The organism is Thermospira aquatica (genome assembly GCF_023525255.1).
GTDB lineage: Bacteria > Spirochaetota > Brevinematia > Brevinematales > Thermospiraceae > Thermospira > Thermospira aquatica.
The window spans coordinates 2,342,140-2,362,169 of sequence record NZ_CP073355.1; the positions used below are offsets into that span (position 1 = coordinate 2,342,140).

A 20,030-nucleotide genomic window follows, 5' to 3' on the forward strand; every position below is an offset into this window, starting at 1 on the left:
AGGATGCATGGCTAGTGAGGAAAAACAAGCGAAAAAATCACAATAAACAGTAGTGATGGCAAAAGGGAAAGCGTCCTCACAGGCTTAATACCCAAAAGCTTCATCCCAATCCCCAAAACCAGGATACCCCCCGTTCCCACAAGCTGAGCAATGAGAAAATCACTCATCCATGGCCCAATCCAGCGAGCAAGGAGGGTAAGCCCACCCTGGAAAATGAGAACCACAAAACCAGCAGCAAAAACCCCCCATCCCCACGTCGTTGCCAGAACAATGGAAGCAAAACCATCCAAAAGTGCCTTGGTCAGCAAAATGGAAAAATCCCCCGTCACCCCCTCCTGAAGACATCCTGTAATCGTCATGGCGCCCACACAAAAAAGTACCGACGCAGAAACAACTCCCTCGGCAAAGTTTGACCTCATCCCGGGCAGTCTTTCCCGCAGTTTTTCTCCAAGGATAAGAAACCGATTTTCAAGCTGGAGCCACTCTCCTACAAGCCCTCCCAAAACCACACTAAAAATCACAGGAAGCGGATTTTTGATAGACAACATCATGGAGAGACTCAGCATTATCGTCGAAAGTCCAAGCCCTTGAAACGCTATTTCTTCATATTTATCAGAAACAAAACGCTTCAAAAAAATCCCCACAAGACTTCCTGCAAAAACTGTAGCAGCATTGACCATACTTCCGATAATCATTTTTCCTCCCGCTTCTGCTTCAGATAAAGTAAAAGCACCTGAATGGCTGCCGGTCTCACCCCTGGAATACGAGATGCCTGTCCCAGGGTAAGAGGACGAATGGCAGAAAGCTTTTCCACCTCTTCCAGACGAAGGCTCGGTATGCCCTTGTAATCAAAATCCTCAGGAATAGTCACTGACTCAAGCTCAGAAAACTGCGCCACAAGCCGTTTTTCCTCTTCGATGTATCCCTCATATTTCACCTCAATCTCCACGGCCTCTCTCTCTTCCGGATCAGTAAGTGCCTCATGGAAAAAGTGTTCTGCCAAAAGATCATACGATACCCCAGGCCTTCGCAAAAGCTCAGCAAGGGATAGTGGCTTATGGATCTCCCCTGCGCCAAGTTTTTTGAGATACTCATTGGTCTCTTTTGTGGGATAGAGACGCTCGTGTTTCAGTCTTTCAATCTCTTGGTCTACTCTCTCATATTTTGCTCGCGTCTTCTCATACCTGTCGGAGGGTAAAAGTCCAAGTTTATATCCCACCGGTGCAAGTCTTCTATCCGCGTTGTCCTCACGAAGGACAAGACGATACTCCACCCGAGAAGTAAACATCCGGTACGGTTCATTCGTCCCTTTCGTGGTCAGATCGTCAATCAACACACCAATGTATCCCATGGATCGGTCCATGATAAAAGGAGGTTTTCCCTGCACAAAAAGAGCCGCATTGATCCCGGCTATAATGCCCTGAGCTGCCGCCTCTTCATATCCGGTTGTCCCATTAATCTGCCCTGCAAGAAAAAGTCCCTTCACCCGTTTGGTTTCCAGGGTAGGAAAAAGCTCGGTAGGATCCACGTAATCATGCTCAATCGCATAGGCAGGGCGAAGCATGACCGCCCTCTCAAGTCCAGGGATAGAGGCGAGAATCTGCATCTGAATCTCAACAGGAAAACCATTGGAGATCCCGTTGGGATAATACTCAATAGTATTTCTCCCCTCAGGTTCAAGAAACACATGATGCCCTTCTTTCTCAGGGAATTTCATCACTTTATCTTCAATCGAAGGACAGTATCTCACCCCTGTAGCCTGAATCTGACCAGAATACATAGGAGCAAAGTGAATATTTTTCCGGATAATCTCATGGGTCTTTTCAGTAGTATGGGTAAGGTAACAGGGCATCTGCTGTTGAAAAAGAAACTCCTTCGATCGGGGAGACCAAAAAGAAAAAGGGCGAATAGGAGTATCCCCTGGCTGAGGAACCATCACTGAAAAATCAATGGTACGACCATCCAAACGAGCCGGTGTCCCTGTTTTGAAACGTCCCATTTTAAATCCAAGACTTCGAAGGGTTTTTGACAAACCAATAGCTGGACCTTCTCCCAGCCTCCCTGCTCCATAAATGGTGGTCCCAATATGAATTCTGCCGTTGAGAAAAGTCCCGGGGGTAATAACAACAGATCCTGCTTCATAAAGAAGCTGGGTTACCGTAGTAACTCCACGAACCTGATTATCTTCCACCCATATATCCTCGACAAGATCCTGTTTTACATCAAGATTCTCTTGATGCAAAACAACATGCTGCATGTATTCTCTATACCGAGCTTTATCCGACTGAACCCTTGTAGAACGCACAGCAGGACCTTTACGCATATTAAGCGTTCGAAATTGCATACCTGTCGCATCAGCAGCAAGTCCCATCTCCCCGCCAAGGGCGTCCACTTCCTTGACAAGCTGTCCCTTTCCAATACCACCAATCGACGGATTACAGGGCATCTGTCCAATGAGATCAATATTTGAGGAGAGCAGAAGCGTATGGCATCCCATCCGGCTTGAAGCCAACGCCGCTTCAATCCCTGCATGTCCCCCACCAATCACGATCACATCATACTTCACAGGAAACAAAAACACAACAATCTCCTCTTACTTCAGAACAAAACAATTTTTTCCCCGACTTTTCGCCTCATAAAGCGCCCGATCAACCCTTTGCAACAGATCTTCCAGTTGAAAATCTTCTTCACCTGTGTAAACAACCATCCCCAAAGAGAACGTGGGTAAAAGATCCTTGTTGAGAGCGTTTTTAACCCTTTGAGGCAATTCTTTAAGAATTCTTTCTGCAACTATTTGTGCTGCCTCCCCTGTCGTCTCAGGGAAAAGAAGCACAAACTCATCCCCTCCGTACCTGAATACCAGATCCACCTTGCGCAAAAATCTCACAAGCTCCTGAGCCGTAAGAGCAAGCACCTTATCTCCTATCGTGTGTCCATAGGTATCGTTAATTCCTTTAAAATTGTCCATGTCCAAAAAACCCAGAACAAAGCCCCTCTCCACACGATTTTTATAACGTTTTACACGAGCTATTTCCTCACCCAGACGCTGAGACAAAGCCAAACGGTTCATCACCCCTGTGAGAACATCATGTACTACCATTTCCTGAAGTTTCTTATACGCTTCCGCTAACTCTTGCTTCTGTTTTTCAATCTGCTCAAGATACACCAAACGCTGAAGACTTGATCTCATCTGTTGTACAATGAGACGAAGCACTCGCATATCATCTCGAGTGAGAAGCGTCTGTCCTTGCATTGTGCCGCATAAAAGACATACCTTATGCTCGTCCCATACCAGAGGTAGATAAGCTAAAGAAGAGATCCCTGTAGCAAATATCCATTCTCTATCTGTCTTCTCATCACTTCGAAACAAAACCTCAGAAAAAGAAGCCGACAATTTCACCACAAGGGATTCTGCATCCTCACAGGACAAGTCCTTACCCTGATGAGCTACCATTTTCCATTTTCCTGATTCATAGCTAAAAAAACACGCAAAATCTATTAAAAAATTACTTACAAGCTTTTCCAGAGTAGCATTTATCAAGCCGTACCAATCAGTGATACAGATAAAATCTTGCTGCAAAATATTTAAGACATGAATATCCTGCATCTGACGATAAATAGAGGCAATCTTATACTCCGTACGAGCAAGCTCTCGAATATGATCAAAGGCTGGCATCTCTTCAATTGTAAAAGCAGGTTCATACGTTTTCTGTCTTCGGTTTAAAAAAATCATCCTGTAAAAAGGAGACTCCTGGATTTCACTTTGCCTCATTCCCTCGTGCCACATCTTTGTCCCAAGATTTTCATCCCCCATTTCATGGTAAAATTTTGCCGTCACAAAACAATACCACGGAATCATATAACCAATATTATCATTGGTTCGATGAAGATAGTAATTTGCCTCACGAAAACGCTGGAAAGTATCCTCGTACCTTCCCTCATGAAACGCTAAAAGTCCCAAAAGCATAGCAATGAAAAAATACTCTTCATTTTTTTCAAGATAAGGAAGAAGTTTTTTGGCCCGTATGCGATTGATGCAGTCATACGCTTTTAGCCAATCACCATGAAGCGCATACGCCGTTCCCAATATAGCATAAATACCAAACAGTGAATGATAGGCAAGTCCATTCATCCCTAAGATTTCTACAAGTGCTAACACCTCTTCAAAAAAGACAATAGCACATTTCTCATCAAGAGCTAGTAGACAATTTGCGCCAAGATTAAAATACGTCATGGCTATCTCATGAAAATCTTTAAGAGAAAAGAGATACTTTAAAGCCTCCCTGTAATATTCATAGGCTTGAACGTATCTCCCTGTCATGTAGTAGTAAAATCCTACCCCGTTATACCCATAAGCAATCTCTCGAGGAAAACCCATCCGTTTTTTAAGCACGAGACTTTTTCTGTACCACTGAATCACCTCATCATAGTTTCCCATGACTGCATAAATAAGACCACGAAGTTGATAACCATGACTAAGACGATACGTATTTCGAAGCCTTTTGGCTATGGCTATTCCCTTTTCATTCAGAGCAAGGGTATTATATTTATCCACATCTGAGGCATATTCAGAATAAATTCCATAAGGATTGATATAGATCAAAGCAAGGTGATTCTCATACCCAAGCTTACTCGTAATTTCTATAATCTTATCATAAATCTCTTTCCATGGTCGGGGTTGTTGTTTACGGTTCTTGTCTTCTATCTGAAAGTAGAGGAAAAAGAGCTCAAAATATGCTTTTGTATTTTCTTCAACATCAGGAAGATGGAATCCCTTCTCCACCATCTCGAGAGCTTCGGGTATGGCGTCTTTCATAAAGAAAAGATACGCCATGTCCCGGTAGAAAAGAGCCCAGTTTTCAAGAGAAAAAGATAGTCCATTCATCAAAATAAAGGCTCTATTCAAATACACGGCGGCTTCGTTGTAATCCCCCAAAATAGCAAGCGCCTTTCCTACCTGCCAGTTGATCTGAACATAGGCTTCATCATTCTGTTCCAGAATCTCGTTCTGATCAAGAAACAACTGCCCGAGTCGCACCACATCCCTTAAAGCATGATACTGAAAAAACATCCTCTGAAGCCGTGTTACCTTTTCCTTATCCTGAGATACCTTTTTCCATGGAGAGATCCCCAAATCTTGATTTTCCGATAGAGAAAGTTCAAAGAATCGATGCTTCTCGCGATAAACTGAGACAATTTCTTCTAGAGCTTCTCCCCCATTCTCTCTCTTGTAGAGAGCATAAATAGGCAAAGAGATATCATTCTCGCCAAGAAATCTTAAAAAATCAATTGTAGAATAAGAGGCAAAATGAAGGTTGGTGAGAATTATGATCTGCTTTGAATCCTGAGGAAAAAAACGAACAAAAAGCCGTTTCATACCTTGAAACAGCTCTGTCCTCTCATACTGAACTTCCTCCTCAATCAGAGGTTCTCTTCGAGATGGCATACCATCTCGAAGATGAGACTCAAGAAGCTGCTCTAAGAAAAAGTAGATTTTTTCTTCTTTATAGATTTTTTGTCTTTGAGGTTCCGAAAGCTTTTCTAACTCCACAAGAATCAGAGATAACCACGGAGCATAGGGATAGAGAAGATCCTCTTTTTCAAAATCATAAACAAGACAAACTTTACCTTGTGTAGAAGCTCTTTCCACAAGAGTTTTTTCTATTTCTTTCCCTGCACCCTCCAAAAGAACTCCAGACCACTCTTCAGCGAGAAGACTTTTCACAAACTCTTGATGGTTATTAACTCCCAACAAAGACATCGATACTCCTCTCTTAAGCCCTCCAGTGGATAATCCTTACCTCTCCGGGATTAAGTAAATACTCATAGTTCTCTCCAGGAACATACGACTGGGGATTCTCAGGAGAAAGATCCTCAAGGCTCACAAGCGAAGGACCAAAATACTGACCAAGATGTCCTAGATTTACCTTTTGCATATTAAAAGTATCCTGATTAAGAATCACGAGAGCTTTCGTCTTTTTATCACTACTCACCTTGAGCATAACCAACACATTATGCATGTTATCATGGGAAATAATAATATTTTCAGTTTCCTCACCAAACAAGGAATACTTTTGCCGTATACGATTTATCTGAGTAATAAATGAAGTAAGATCATAATTTACCGGTTCCCAATCATGAGGGGTTGTAAACACCACATCTGTTTTCTTACGAAAACCATATTCCATACCTACTGGTATCATCCATCCTGATGAGAAAAACGCAGTAAACTGAATACGTTGTTTAATCGCAGGGAGGTGATTCTTCATCTCCATCGCAAGCCTCATGGTATCATGTGACTCAGGGAAGGATATGGAGGGACAGATGACCCTCGTTTGATTATACTGCTCAAACAGCCAGGGATCTCTATAATTCCACCACTTAGACGAATTGAAAATATAATCAAATCCAGATTCTGCCAGGGTCAGGGTTTGCTGAGGAGTACACCCCAAACTCTCGGCAAAAAACACCACATCTTCCCGTTTGGTATGAGCAACCTCTATCAGGCGCTTCCAGAGTTCTGACGGCACCTGATACGCTGCATCCGCACGAAAACCATCAAATCCCTTGTCAGTGTAGTAAAGGACAAGATCTTCCCAATATTTCCATAGGTTTTCTCGATCAGGTGAATTTTCGTTATCTATCTCTGCGAGATCTCCCCATTCTACCCAGTGCCCATTATCCCATGCGCCAGGGCTTTTTACCTCTCCTTTTTCATCTCTCTTATACCACTCTGGATGAATCCTAACAAAGGGATGATCCTTTGCTGTATGATTAATCACAAGGTCCATCACCACCTTGAGACCGCGCTTATGCGCCTCTTCTATCATGTTTTCCATCTGACGCACCGGTGGAACTAAACTATTTGGATTTATAAACATCGGATTAAAATCATAGTAATCCTTTGGCGCATACAAACTGCCAGAAAATCCTGGATAATGAAAAGGATTGATGTATATCCACTCAAAACCCATTTCTTTGATACGATCAAAATGAATGCTCCAATTTTCCATCCGTCCGACAAGACGAGGAAAAAGATTATACATCCTGACGTTCTGTGGTATCTGACGAGCCATGTTTTCCTCCCTTTGCCTCTTTCCGTTTATTATAACACAAAAAAAGAAAAATAGCAAAGAAACGAATTGCTTCATAATAAAAGTACTCGAAAAGGGAACGTTGCTTCAAAATAAAAAAGTACTTTAAATTTGTGTAAAATAATCCAGTTCAAAGAACTGGAGGTAAAAGGTGGAGTTAGCGATGTTTGAAAGGAGACCTATTTACAGGGAAACGGCGAAAGAGTATCAAAAAGCCAGCAAAAAGGAGAAAAAGGAGATACTGGATTACTTTGTGAGGATAACAGGTTTAAAAAACCGAAACTATGCCGCCAGGCTCTTGAGGCAGCACGGAAAAACCATCTATGTAGGCAAGAAAAATTACCTTAAAGCCGACATAGCCAAGAAGGGCAAAAGACCTGGCAGAAAGAAAAAATTCGGCGAAGAAGAACTAAAAATGCTAAAACAGGTCTGGGAAATTGAAAACTACATGTGTGGCAAACGCTTAAAGCCGATTCTCAATGAAGTTTTAGATAATCTCTTAGCAAACGGACATCTCCACGGTTCTCCACAGGCTATAGAAAACTTGCGCCATATAAGTGCCTCAAGTATTGACCGACTTTTGAAACATGAGCGTAAAAAGCTTGAGATAAAACGAAAAGGTACAAAGCCTGGAACGTTGTTAAAGCAACAAATAGCTATACGCACGTGGGCAGAGTGGGATGAAAATTGCCCTGGGTTCATGGAGATTGATCTGGTAGCCCATGAGGGAGGAAATAGCCGGGGAGACTTTGCTCAAACATTAAATATGGTGGATGTTTGGAGCGGTTGGACAGAGCTTGTGGCAATCAAAAACAAGGCTTCAAAATGGGTAAGAGAAGCCATAGAAAAAGTCCAAAGAAGACTTCCTTTTGATTTACGGGGAATTGATTCTGATACCGGTGCTGAATTTATTAATCATCCTCTGCGTGATTGGTGTGAGAAGCACCAGATAAAATTTACAAGGGGTAGAAGCTCCCGTTCCAATGATAACTGCTACGTTGAGCAGAAAAACTATTCCATAGTCCGCCAGAATGTTGGATACTTCCGCTACGATACCGAGGAAGAAGTCTACTACTTGAACCGACTCTATGCGTATCTCAGGCTTTATGCCAACTTTTTCAACCGTTATGAAAATGACAGAGAAAAGAGAATCGGAAGCAAGGTGCAAAAGAAGCATGATGATATTAAAACTCCCTACCAGCGGCTTTTAGAAAGCTCTTATGTAAGTGAGGCACAAAAGGAACGCCTAACAAGGCTTTATAAGGCTCTCGATTTGTTTCACCTAAGACAAAAAATTACGGCTTGCCAGAGAAAACTTTTCAGCCTTCAAAAGAAAAAGAATGTAAAAAACAAAAATTTGGAGGAAACTGTATGGAATTTTTGAGTACTTTTTTTTATGAGGCAATGATTCGAATTTCGAGTACTTTTTTATTTGACGCAACGGGAGAAAAATCTCTCTTCATGAGATACTTTTAAACCTCCTCGCCTTTCTGTCGAAAACAATTTAAAATGTCACACTTTGTGCAAATAGAAATGTCACCTTTTAAAATACTGCAACTAAAAAAACGAGAGGTTGCAGATGAGAGAGGTGATAACGATGACACTTAAAGCACAGAAGAGGGCAAAAATACTGGAGATGGTAAAGAACAAGAAAATCAAGCAGAAAGATGCTGCAATAATACTGGGGATTTGCAGAAGGCAACTTATTCGAATTTTTAAAGAATATTTATCAAAGGGTGATGAAGCCCTCAATCACAAATTAATAGGCAAACCGGGGAATCACAGAATTAGCAGTGATATCAAAGAGAAAATTATGCAGATAGTACGGAATAATTATAAAGGTTTTAAGCCGACATTTATAGCTGAAAAGCTTTATGAGGAACATCATATAAAAATAGGAGCATCAACGCTTCGTTTATGGATGATGGAAACAGGATTGTGGAAGAAAATAAGAAAAACTGCGAAACACCGTACCAGAAGGCCGAGAAAGAGCATTTTGGAGAAATGATTCAAATGGACGGCAGCATTCACGACTGGTTTGGGACAGGCAAAGAAGTCTGTCTGATGAATATGGTGGATGATGCTACAGGCACATCTTACGGTCTTTTCGACACAGAAACGACACAAGTAGCGCTGCAATGTTTGTTTGACTGGATAATGAAATACGGTATTCCTTATTCGATCTATTGTGATTATAAAGCCTGTTCTATACGAAACGGGAAGCGACCATAGAAGAACAGCTTGCAGGGAAATTGCCTCTAACAAAGTTTGGAGAGGTCTGCCATAGGCTGGGGATAGAAATGATATATGCCCATAGTCCCCAGGCAAAAGGCGCGTAGAGAGATGGAATGGGATCCATCAGGACAGGTTAATAGCAGAAATGAAACTTAAAACATAAAGGATATTGACAGTGCCAATCGTTTTGAAAGAATATTACTGGGAAAAGAATAACCGAAAATTTAGTAAAAAACCTCTGTCGGATGAAGATTTTCATATTGCATTAATGCCTGATCAGGACTTAAGGAACTATGTTTGTTATACGGCCGAGTGCAAAGTCTATAGAGATTATACAATAAAGTTTTCTAAAAGAATATACCAGATTGAAAAGAAACAACCTATAGCCATAAAACCCGGGGACAATGTTATCTTAAAAACCTGGCTTGATGGAAGTATACATATTTTTAAGAAAAATATCGAATTGAACTTTTTTGAAATAGATGATTATGGTCGTAGAGTTTCGGCATAAAAAAGTGACATTTCTATTTCAATAAAAAGGTGACATTTTAATTTATTTGACAGAAAACCTCCTCGCCTTTCTTGACTTTTTCTCTTTTTCTCTGCATACTACATCAGTCACAAGGAGAGATCCATGCACTGGATAGCCAGAAGCATGTATGAAGTATATCGTACAGCTATACGGTTGTACCTGAGAACGTTTGTAGAGTTTCAGGTTTGGGGACAAGAGAATCTCAGCGAGACCCCAACTCCTTGCATCTACTGCTCCAATCATTTTTCATCCACCGATCCCTTTTTCGTTATTACCCTCATGAAAGAGCCTGTCCATATGGTCATAGGACCGGGGTTTTCTGTCCCCATTGTCAAACACTTTCTCAAATGGATGGAACAGATCAACGCCCTTCCCCAACACCGCAAGGAAGTTATTCCCCAGGCTCTTTTTTATCTCTTGAAAAAAGAATCTATCTACATTTTTCCCGAAGGGGATCTCAATAATCAGGTAGAATTTCGAGAGTTTTACCACGGGATGGCCAAAATTTACAAAGAGTTTCAATCCCGTCTTTCTCAACAACTTTCCCAAGAAGAAAATAGTTCTCTTCCCCATCAAGAGGCTTCTATTATTCCCATTGGCATCGTATCACCTCGAAGTCATGTAAAACGAAAATCTGCCACCATCCATGTCGGAGAAAACCAGTATGAAACCCTCACTGTCCTCTCGGGAAAATACTATGCTAATATAGGAAAACCCATGTATTTCCCCCCCGATATGCCCCTTGAAAATATTACCGAACAAGTTCGTAAACAACTTGAATACCTTATCTGGGACATCAAGGTCAATAAATTCTGGAGTTAAAGGAGAATCGTATGGCTCTATTAGAAGACTTCAAGGCCATGGTCAACGGTCTTATCGATCACGCTGATGATATCCTCTTTCTTGATCTCAAGGTCAAGATGAAAAACGGGAACTACATCCACTACCGCGTTGATCACAAAAAGGAACAAAAACTTCGAGAAAAACTCGCCAAAATGGCAAACAAAAAGAATAAAAACACACCACCCCAGTAGGCTCGCTATGTTTGTCGCTATCCTCTCGTTAAAACTGAGCATCCCCTATGATGAAACCATAAAAGAAAAACGAAATATCGTAAGAAGCATCAAAGATACCCTTCGCAAGAAGTTCAACGTTTCTGTTGCCGATGTATCAGATGGAAACTACGACAGTTTTATGACTGAAATTGCCATCGTTGCCGTGTCATCTAATGCCTCTTACCTTCAGTCAAACTTCGCCAATATCCTTAACCTTCTGGAAACCATGTACCAGGAGTATATTCTCTCTCATACTCTGGAGATCGTGACCTACTTTCCCGATGAGACCTCACCCTCCATCATGTGAAGAAAAGCCCCCTGTTGATAACGCGAGAGAAATGTCCTTTTGAATTCAGCAAAGTTTCCTTCAAGGATGGCTTCCCGTGCCCTTTGAGCCAGACGAATGAGAAAGGTCACGTTATGTATGGAGGCAAGCCTGAGTCCCAGAATCTCACCACTACGATGAAGATGCCTGATATATGCTCTGGTAAAATTTTTGCAAGCATAACAATCGCACTCCTCATCAATAGGACGAAAATCGTACTCAAGAGCCTTGTTCCGGAGATTAAGTCTTCCATCATGAGTAAACACCAGCGCATTTCTCGCTGCACGTGTGGGAAAAACACAATCAAACATATCTACACCAAGCTCAATACCATAGAGAATATCCTCTGGCACCCCCACCCCCATCAGGTAACGCGGTTTATCAAAGGGAAGAACGCTATTTAACACATTGAGCATACGATACATATCCTGTTTTGTTTCCCCTACAGAGAGTCCTCCAATAGCATACCCTTCAAATCCCACACCTACAATCTCCTCAACCGAAAGCCTGCGTAAATCTTCAAAAATTCCTCCCTGAACGATCCCAAAAAGCGTCTGATAAGACTGTCCCACTTTTTCAAACGCCTCCTTTGAACGCTTCGCCCAGAGAGTCGTTCTCTTAAGAGCATCGAAAACCTCCGCATAGGAAGCATCAGCAGCCACACACTGATCAAACGCCATCACAATATCCGCACCAATCGCACTTTCAATCTCCATCACCCTTTCAGGAGTAAGAAAATGATACGATCCATCAATATGAGATTGAAATCTCGCCCCTTCATCAGTAATTTTACGCAGTTTTGCTAGAGAAAATACCTGAAAACCTCCACTATCCGTAAGCACAGGTTTCTCCCATCCCATAAAACGGTGGATACCCCCGGCGGCACGAATCAGATCAATCCCAGGCCTCAGGTAGAGATGATACGCATTCGAGAGAATAATCTCTGCTTTAGCCTCTAAAAGTTCCTGGGGAGAAAGGGTTTTTACCGTGGCCTGGGTACCAACAGGCATAAAAACAGGGGTATGGACGACCCCATGGGAGAGCACCATCTCCCCCGCCCTCGCAAAACCATCAGACGCTACCACATGAAACTTCATTGATTTCCTCACTGCAATTCTTCGGGTATAAACCGCTTCGTGTAAGGCGGAAATTGATCTCTTGTTCCTGAGAGCATAAACTCCACACGAATCTGGGGTTCCCAATAAGCAATACGACGGAGCGTATCCAGTTGTCGCTGAAGAGTAAACCCTACTCGCATTTCCCATTCATTGATATAGTGCGTAATGGCAAAGTTCAAAGCCTGTAATTGAAAAAAACTTCGTTTAAGAGCCTGATAATCAAAAATACTTAATCCATCTCGAAGGTTTTGCCAGAAATCCACATAGGGTTCATTAAACTTTCCACAGGCTTCATAATCATAACGATACAATTTTCTGTTGATGATCTGGGTAGTAAAATCAACCTTCCAGTACTTCTGGGGCCAGAGAACTATACCCAAATTCAACGAAAAGAAACTCGAACGAGGACTGAGGTAGTCGATAAAAAGATCCGCTTTGTAGGCAAAGGTATCGACTTTGTAGAGAAATGGAAGATACCACGTGGAAAGTGTTGCAAAAGAAGATAGAGAAAGAGAGAGATTGGTTTGTCTGAGAAGATCATAACGATACCTGATCTGAGGAATATACGTCCACGGAGTAACCGGTGTAAAAGCATTTTCTAAAACAACACTCCCCACAATACGGTTCGTTAAGGCAGGATAATGCCAATCCATACGAGAAGTTTTTCGGTTAAGTGTATCCATGGTTATCCCTGTTGAGAAAGAAAACCACCATAACCCGAGGCTTGTAGAAAGATTCATCGTCTCCCTGATCTGATTGTTGATATAGTCATCCTCAATTCCATTGGTGATACGATAAGTCGTCTGATAGCTGTAGGATAAACTATACACCATAATATTTGAGAGCCAATTAGCTCCAGCTGAGACACTCACCGCGTGTGAGTATTCCCGGGGAGCAAGCTGGTAAATGCTACGGAAGAGCTGATACTGAAAAGTATGCGACAACCGCAAAGGAAACTGAACCCTCCAGAAGGGGTGTTTGCCCAAACCAGGAGTAGTTCCAGCAGAAGTCCTCATCGTATAGTCCACCTGTGCCCCGGAATACAATACATTATTAGAATAATTTATCTCAAAACTTGACCAGCGTTTTCTATTCATCACACTCAACATGTGATCCCACGAAATAACCCTATTCAAAAGCCTGGTATTAAACGAAAGAGAAGCATTTTCCTGATGATGATACGAATCAGAAATCGGCATGCCATTCGTTTCCAGGGTCTCAGAAGAAGCGTAAGAAAGATTTCCATTCACACTTGATGAAACACTCAACCATTCAAAAGTGTTGGTTTTAACTAAGATGGAAGAGAAACTGACACGATTGGTCTCTCCCTCGTTTGTCTCTAAAGAGAAAGTTTCGCTATTCGTTACCGGCAAAAAAGAGCTATCCTGTGACGAGAGAGTAAGAGAAAGATCGCCGTTAGAAGACGCAGACACAGAAACTCTCCCAACATGCTGCCTATTGGTTTCAACCATGGACGTGCTTACAACAAATCCATCAATCAGAGGAATCGTTGGCAAAGTATAAGTCATATTGGGAAAAGAAATTTGATAGAGATAATAGGTGTAGGCATCGTTTAGGTAAATATTAGAAACCTCTGGATTTCGCATCCGCTGATACGTCCATTGACCATTCACAGAAAACTGCGGAGACGTGATGGCAAAACGGCGATTGAGAGAGGAATAGCCTGCAGAATTGTCACTTTGAGAAAAGAACTTGTTCTCCTCCGGTTGAAGAATATTCTGGATGGTAAAGGTTTCCCGTCGCTGAGCGTACTTTTTGCTAAAAAAAGGATCATTGAGGTCTTCCGTATAAAAAGTCAAAGTAAAATTCTCCCTCTGGACAGCTCCCTCCAGCATATAGTGCCATCCCCATTGCCTGATTGTTGTCCACTCATTGTTGATGAGGATCCACTGACTGTAGCGATCATTCACCGGATCATAAAAAAGCCTCACATCGTCTGCCGTCTCACCAAAAAATCTCAGGGTCTGAAAAGGGCCCACACCATTCTTATTTGCATAACGAACAAAACCATACTCTCCCAGGCGTTCGTAAAAATCTAATCCGAATTGCATGGTTCCAAAGGCAAAAGACCAATCCCATGTATTCATCACATACCAGCCTATCCTTTTTTCAATCCCTGCTACTGTTTTGATTCCTGTCATCTTTTCCAGACGTAAGAAAAAGGGAAAATAAAAGAGTCTCTGTTGTCCCACCATATAGCTTGTGTGAAGCGCAAAAATCACCTCATCCCGAAAATACCACACCGTATCAGCATAGAGTTCATAATGAGGAATGTCCGCTGGGGTAAAAGTAAGGTGAGCTTGTCTAAAGATAGCTCTTTTTTCTGAGAGAATCTCCACCTCTTCCGCACGGTAGAATAGTCCTGGAGAAGTGGTTGTTCCTGTCGTATCCTTGAGGTAAGATCTCACCTGACGCATGCGTCCTGTCTTTTTTTCTGGTTCATAGAAAAAGCTCTGAGCAAGATAAATGGCATTCTCATCTCGAAATTCCACCTCATCAAAAGCTGCAATATGAAGAACATTTTTGTTGCTCTGAATAGTGACATACACACGCTGAGCCTTGAGCTTTTTCCCATCAAAGATGATATGAACATTTCCCGAGAACATCACTTCTTGAATGGAAACCTTTTCGTAGTTTTTCACTGAAACACGGTCAAAACTCTCAAAAACAAGCGATCTCCCACCCTCAAAACGGACACCGGGAACATCTGACGTCGTTTTTGGTGTTTGATTGGTATTGGGAAGAGGCTGCCCTTGCTCTCTCTGTCCATACATATTACCCAGGATCACCAACCAAAAGACACCCAACACCAAAATACGATTCACTTCACCATCCTATTTTTAGAGTTTCACCATCTTGATTCGTGTATACGCATTTTCGATAATTTCCGTGATTTGATCAAACTTCTTCTGGACAATCAGTTCCTTTTTGTAGAGGGTACTTCCCAGACCCACGGCTACTGCTCCTGCCGCAATATACTCTATAGCCATGATAAGGGATAACCCTCCCGTGGCCAGAATCTCAAGTTCAGGAAGAGGTCCCCGGAGCTCTCGCACATACGAAGGATTCATCTCCCGTGCCGGAAAAAGCTTCACAACATCCGATCCTAACCGGTACGCCTCATAAAGCTCTGTTGGTGTTAATCCTGCAAGAACCAACATCTTATTGGCCTTTTTTACTTCATCGGCAATCTCACGATTCAAAATAGGACTCACCACAAAGTCAACCCCTAACTTTACTACTTCCTTTGCTTGTTCCTTGGTGAGTACCGTCCCTACACCAATATACATATCAGGAAAAGTTTCTTTAACCCTGGCAACCTGCCGCAAAATCCCTGGAATAGAGAGCGTAAATTCCATGATCTTGCACCCAGAGTTAAAGGTGGCTCTGGCAAGATCGAGGGCATATTCCGCTTCTATACCACGTACAATTGGTAAGATACGCTCATTTTTTAAAAGACTAACAACATCCTTTGCATTTGCCATAGCCACCTCCTTTCTCTGCTATTCTACATACAAAAACTTCACTTTATTCACACCTGGAACTTTGGCAAGCTGTTCAATCACATTGGCCTCTGGTTTTTGATCAATCGCCACCAAAATCAAGGCTTTTCTCGTTTCTTTCTTCCGCCCAACATGCATACTCGCAATGTTGATATTTTTCTCTCCTAAAATGGTCCCAACACGTCCCACAACCCCTGGAACATCATCATTGGCAATCAATAGCATGTTCCCCGATGGTGTAGCCTCAAAGAAATAGTTGTTAAAGTTGACCATCTTCCCATGCACTTGAGCATACACTGTTCCCCAGAGTTCCAATTGTTCTTTGTCACTCTTTACAATAATCTTGAGAAGATTGGTATATTCACAGGGAGTGTCATCGATCGTTTCTTCAAGCTTCACACCTCGAGCCTGAGCAGTTGGAAGAGAGTTTACATAATTCACGGTATCCCCAAGAAAAGGCATAAAAAGACCCTTCAAAAAGGATCGTGTCAACAGACAGATTGAGACGGAGTTGCCGAGAATCTGTGCTGCCACAGATCCAAGACGTTCTGCCAGTTGAACAAAAGCCTTCAATCTGTTAAACTCCTCTTTACTTACCGAAGGCATATTGACCGAATTGACGATCATACCATGAAGTAAAAAGTTCGCCACTGCCTCAGCACTTTCAATAGCCACATTGTACTGAGCCTCTGCTGTAGAAGCGCCCAGGTGAGGAGCCAAAATACAATTTGGAGCATCCAGCAAGGGATTTGCCGAATCAAAAGGGGGTTCCTTAGAGTACACATCCACAGCTGCCCCCGCAATACGCCCGGATTTCAAAGCCTCTGCCAAGGCAGCTTCATCAATGATACCACCTCGAGCACAGTTAATAATACGAACAGATTTCTTCATCATCTCGATTTCTTTCTTGCCAATAAGACCTCTTGTGGCATCGGTAAGAGGGGTATGAACGGTAATAAAATCAGACTCTTTATAAATTCTTTCAAGAGAAGCCAACTCAATACCAAGTTTTGTGGCCATCTCCTCAGAGAGATAGGGATCATATCCCAGAATTTTCATACCAAATGCCTGTGCCCGTTTTGCAACCTCGGTACCAATACGACCAAGCCCGATAACTCCCAGCGTTTTATTTAAAAGCTCTACACCTTTAAAGCTCTTACGATCCCATACCTTTTGTTGCATGGAAGCGTGAGCAAAGGGAATCTTTCTTGCGAGAGCAATCATCATAGCAAAGGTATATTCGGCTGTAGAGATAGTATTACCGGAGGGGGCATTCACCACCACAATACCCTTTTTGGTCGCCGTAGGGACATCAATATTGTCTACCCCCACTCCTGCACGAGCAATAATCTTGAGACCTTCAGAAGCCTCTAAAACCTCTTTGGTAAGCTTGGTTTCACTGCGCACAATAATTGCATCGTAACCCCTGAGCTCCTGGATAAGGGCATCTCCCTTGAGAGTCTCCTTTTCTACAACATCAAACTCTTTGTAACGCTTGAGGATCTCTACCCCTTCAGCGTCCAGTTTATCAGTGACGAGAATACGAAACATACATACTCCTTATTTTTTGTCAAAAAAATTCCACTACCATAGACACAAGAATACTTGAAGAAAAGAAGAAACCTTTTACTCGACGGATATGGCTCCTACAGGACACTGATTTGCCGCATCCTGAGCAAGAGCAGCGTCGTAGTCAACACCTTCCTTGACGTGAGCCTTTCCATCGCTACGCATTTCAAAAAGATCCGCATAAATACTCTCACACACACCACAGCCAATACAGGTGCCCTGGTCAATCTTTACTGCCATAGGTTCCTCCCTTATATAAAATTCAAGGAGTTTTATTGTAACACAAAGACCAGTTTTTTTCAAGAAAGATGAATATTATTACCAACCGAAACAAAAATTCTGGTATTTAAAAAAAATATATATCCATAAATTCTTTATCATGGTAAGACAACCGCAGGTATCTCGCAAACCTCTACTTTTTCCACGCAATCTGCTTCTGAATTTCCACAAGCATCTTTTGAAGAAGGGGATCCTGCGCTTGCTGAATCATATGCTTCAACGTTGTTACATCTTTTTGTCCACCAATCTCGATAAGTCCCCAAGCCATCACACCTCGCTTGTTCTCATCAGGCTGAATAAACCTCTCCAAAAGAAAACGAAAGAGATCTTGTTTTTTATAGTGACGTTTATAAAGATAAACAGCAGCCAAAGTTACAATCCATGAGTCCCTATGAGTCAAAAGCTTTTCAAAAAGCGTATCCACATTCTCATCTCTATACGCTGCTAAAGCCTGAATAGCCACAGACTGTACCCAAGTATTAGAATCATGTTCGGCGATTTCCAGCAAAATCGGCAACGCTCTGGGATCATGAATCTCCCCCAAAATTTCAACACAACTCGCACGCGTCACTGTATGGGTGGTTGTTTGAAGCGCCTCAAGAATCTTAGGAACAGCCTGAACCCCTATCTTAACCAATGCATACATGGCAAATATAGAAACATCTTCGCTATCAGAAAGTGCCCGCAAAAAAACTGGCACCATCTCTTCTGTTGGATTTTTACTGAGGGTAATAGCTGCATCACGTCTTGCATCCAAACTCTCAGCATAGAGCAACTGATCTTCCAGAGACAATGCCATCCCCTACTCCTTGCGAAAAAGTGCTCTTTATTATAGCATGTTTATAAAGAAAAGCAAGTTCTTTTTTCATATTTTTTCAAGATTTTTTCGATATGAACCAAAAACCTTTTGTCCTGCCTCTCAATAGCAAGTGGTGTCAATGAAACAAAACCTGCTTCAACCACACTCATGTCCGTCCCTTCCTCTGGAACAAACTTTGGCCATTCGCCCTCTATAGTGACACAGTTTTTCCCGTCTTGTGAAAACACACTTACCGTATCCCGGTACACTCTTTTGCCGAGGTGGGTAATTTTTATACCTCGATATACCGTCTGGTGCGGAAAGTTAATATTGAGGAGTAAACCCGGTTGTAACACATCCTCATCAAAACAACGAAGAATACCTAGAAAAAAACGAGCGGCCTGCTCAAAATACAGAGGATGTTCCCATTCATTGAGAGAAAGGGCAACAGAAGGTAAACCATTGAGCGTTCCTTCTCGTGCACCTGCCACTGTCCCCGAATAAAAGATATCCTCTCCCATGTTTGGTCCATGATTGATACCCGATACCACCATATCAAACTTGACATCCTGAAAAAAATGAAGAAGTGCCACCTTCACACAATCCGCAGGCGTCCCGGCAAGTGCGTACGCTCGTTCCCCAACCTGGCGAAACTCCATCGGACGAAAAAGGCTCATTGCATGACTCGTACCGCTCTGCTGAGAGAGAGGTGCTGTAATATAAACCTCGTGTTCTTCTCCCAAAACGCGGGAAAGTACTTGAATGCCTTCAGCACTATAACCATCATCATTGGTAAGAAGTAGCCTCATCCCTGGACCCCTTTCCGGTCTCGAAGACTATGGAAATTCTCTGTAAAGGGAATCTCAAGACGAGCAACCGTCGTATTTTGCGTGGTATTCCCTATACGAAAATAGGCAGGATCCACTTCTATCCCTTTGAGAAGCATCACTATCAGGGCTATACCCATCCCTGCCCCCTCAAGCTCATCCCCCTGTTCAATATAATAAGAAGCAATATCTTCATATTGCATCGCTTTTTTTAGTTTCTCTCGCAATCTCTTATTCTCTAAATCTGTCATTTGCGCATGGTTAAAGATCTCAATCCTTACCCCATCCTCGCTATATTCAAAACGAATCTCTACCCAATACCCCTTGCTCCTCAGTGCCGGAAGATGATCCGCATAAGAAGCCTCGTTAAGGTAATTACGGAACGATATCATACCCTGAATATACGCTTCTTCATTGTTTATATCAAGATTATTCTCTTCAAAAAGGACTCGCTTAAGATTTGCCTTTGTTCCATTGATCATGAGTTCCTTAACACACGTATAGATCACACCCACCATCTCTCCATGGCCATAGTAAGAAAACACATAATTAATTGCCTCTTCAACCCGATGCTCCACATCCTCATTAAGAACGTAAAACCGCAGTTTAAAGGGTTGTTTCTGTTCCACAATTTCGGCTATCGTATGGGAAAAAAGTTCCATTTCCATATCTT

General features: G+C 42.3%; 19 protein-coding genes. 7 read left to right on the plus strand and 12 right to left on the minus strand.

Annotated elements, in window-relative coordinates; translation table 11 throughout:
• Positions 1–11: 11 nt before the first annotated feature.
• Genes KDW03_RS11385 through KDW03_RS11400 form a run of 4 tightly spaced genes read right to left on the minus strand, consistent with a single transcriptional unit; the run spans position 12 to position 7,076 of the window.
• Positions 12–695, minus strand: a complete 684-nt coding sequence (locus tag KDW03_RS11385) for a DUF554 domain-containing protein (protein WP_271435197.1) — start codon at positions 693–695, stop codon at positions 12–14.
• Positions 692–2,581 (minus strand): tRNA uridine-5-carboxymethylaminomethyl(34) synthesis enzyme MnmG, encoded by a 1,890-nt coding sequence (gene mnmG / locus KDW03_RS11390; RefSeq protein WP_271435198.1) that lies wholly within the window; start codon positions 2,579–2,581, stop codon positions 692–694. The genes KDW03_RS11385 and mnmG overlap by 4 nt, the downstream gene beginning before the upstream one ends.
• Before the next feature lie 12 nt (positions 2,582–2,593).
• The gene (locus KDW03_RS11395) at positions 2,594–5,761 is read right to left on the minus strand and encodes a tetratricopeptide repeat-containing diguanylate cyclase (protein ID WP_271435199.1); all 3,168 of its coding nucleotides are present in this window, start codon (positions 5,759–5,761) and stop codon (positions 2,594–2,596) included.
• A 13-nt stretch (positions 5,762–5,774) separates the two neighbouring features.
• Positions 5,775–7,076, minus strand: coding sequence for an alpha-amylase family glycosyl hydrolase (locus tag KDW03_RS11400; protein ID WP_271435200.1), 1,302 nt, complete (start codon positions 7,074–7,076; stop codon positions 5,775–5,777).
• 181 nt (positions 7,077–7,257) lie between these two features.
• Between KDW03_RS11400 and KDW03_RS11405 the strand changes: the two genes are divergently transcribed.
• From KDW03_RS11405 to KDW03_RS11435, 7 genes are all read left to right on the plus strand, one after another.
• Positions 7,258–8,478 carry an integrase catalytic domain-containing protein gene (locus KDW03_RS11405; protein ID WP_271435201.1) on the plus strand — a complete coding sequence of 407 codons (1,221 nt, stop codon included), beginning with the start codon at positions 7,258–7,260 and terminating at the stop codon, positions 8,476–8,478.
• 195 nt (positions 8,479–8,673) lie between these two features.
• Entirely contained in the window at positions 8,674–9,102 is a 429-nt protein-coding gene (locus tag KDW03_RS11410) for a helix-turn-helix domain-containing protein (protein WP_271435202.1), read from the plus strand.
• Positions 9,099–9,326, plus strand: coding sequence for a hypothetical protein (locus KDW03_RS11415; RefSeq protein ID WP_271435203.1), 228 nt, complete (start codon positions 9,099–9,101; stop codon positions 9,324–9,326). The genes KDW03_RS11410 and KDW03_RS11415 overlap by 4 nt, the downstream gene beginning before the upstream one ends.
• A 178-nt stretch (positions 9,327–9,504) precedes the next feature.
• A complete protein-coding gene (locus KDW03_RS11420) occupies positions 9,505–9,840 on the plus strand; it encodes a hypothetical protein (RefSeq protein WP_271435204.1) in 336 nt (111 codons plus the stop codon).
• Positions 9,841–9,963: 123 nt separating this feature from the next.
• On the plus strand, positions 9,964–10,683 hold the full coding sequence (locus KDW03_RS11425; RefSeq protein WP_271435205.1) for a lysophospholipid acyltransferase family protein: 720 nt from the start codon (positions 9,964–9,966) through the stop codon (positions 10,681–10,683).
• Between the two features lie 11 nt (positions 10,684–10,694).
• A complete protein-coding gene (locus KDW03_RS11430) occupies positions 10,695–10,895 on the plus strand; it encodes a hypothetical protein (protein ID WP_271435206.1) in 201 nt (66 codons plus the stop codon).
• Between the two features lie 7 nt (positions 10,896–10,902).
• A complete protein-coding gene (locus KDW03_RS11435) occupies positions 10,903–11,223 on the plus strand; it encodes a DUF503 domain-containing protein (RefSeq protein ID WP_271435207.1) in 321 nt (106 codons plus the stop codon).
• Here KDW03_RS11435 and tgt read toward each other — a convergent pair.
• The 8 genes from tgt to KDW03_RS11475 all read right to left on the minus strand — a co-directional run bounded on the left by tgt (position 11,187) and on the right by KDW03_RS11475 (position 20,025).
• Positions 11,187–12,338 (minus strand): tRNA guanosine(34) transglycosylase Tgt, encoded by a 1,152-nt coding sequence (gene tgt, locus KDW03_RS11440; RefSeq protein ID WP_271435208.1) that lies wholly within the window; start codon positions 12,336–12,338, stop codon positions 11,187–11,189. The two genes, KDW03_RS11435 and tgt, sit on opposite strands and share 37 nt — an antisense overlap.
• 8 nt (positions 12,339–12,346) lie before the next feature.
• On the minus strand, positions 12,347–15,205 hold the full coding sequence (locus KDW03_RS11445) for an LPS-assembly protein LptD (protein WP_271435209.1): 2,859 nt from the start codon (positions 15,203–15,205) through the stop codon (positions 12,347–12,349).
• A 15-nt stretch (positions 15,206–15,220) separates the two neighbouring features.
• Entirely contained in the window at positions 15,221–15,865 is a 645-nt protein-coding gene (locus KDW03_RS11450) for a bifunctional 4-hydroxy-2-oxoglutarate aldolase/2-dehydro-3-deoxy-phosphogluconate aldolase (protein WP_271435210.1), read from the minus strand.
• Positions 15,866–15,883: 18 nt separating this feature from the next.
• On the minus strand, positions 15,884–17,434 hold the full coding sequence (serA, locus tag KDW03_RS11455) for a phosphoglycerate dehydrogenase (RefSeq protein ID WP_271435211.1): 1,551 nt from the start codon (positions 17,432–17,434) through the stop codon (positions 15,884–15,886).
• Positions 17,435–17,509: 75 nt separating this feature from the next.
• On the minus strand, positions 17,510–17,692 hold the full coding sequence (locus KDW03_RS11460) for a ferredoxin (protein WP_271435212.1): 183 nt from the start codon (positions 17,690–17,692) through the stop codon (positions 17,510–17,512).
• A gap of 172 nt (positions 17,693–17,864) precedes the next feature.
• Positions 17,865–18,530, minus strand: a complete 666-nt coding sequence (locus tag KDW03_RS11465) for a HEAT repeat domain-containing protein (RefSeq protein ID WP_271435213.1) — start codon at positions 18,528–18,530, stop codon at positions 17,865–17,867.
• A 41-nt stretch (positions 18,531–18,571) separates the two neighbouring features.
• Positions 18,572–19,339 carry a 5'/3'-nucleotidase SurE gene (gene surE, locus KDW03_RS11470; protein ID WP_271435214.1) on the minus strand — a complete coding sequence of 256 codons (768 nt, stop codon included), beginning with the start codon at positions 19,337–19,339 and terminating at the stop codon, positions 18,572–18,574.
• Complete coding sequence (locus KDW03_RS11475; protein ID WP_271435215.1) at positions 19,336–20,025, minus strand: hypothetical protein; 690 nt, start codon at positions 20,023–20,025, stop codon at positions 19,336–19,338. The genes surE and KDW03_RS11475 overlap by 4 nt, the downstream gene beginning before the upstream one ends.
• Between the last annotated feature and the right edge of the window lie 5 nt (positions 20,026–20,030).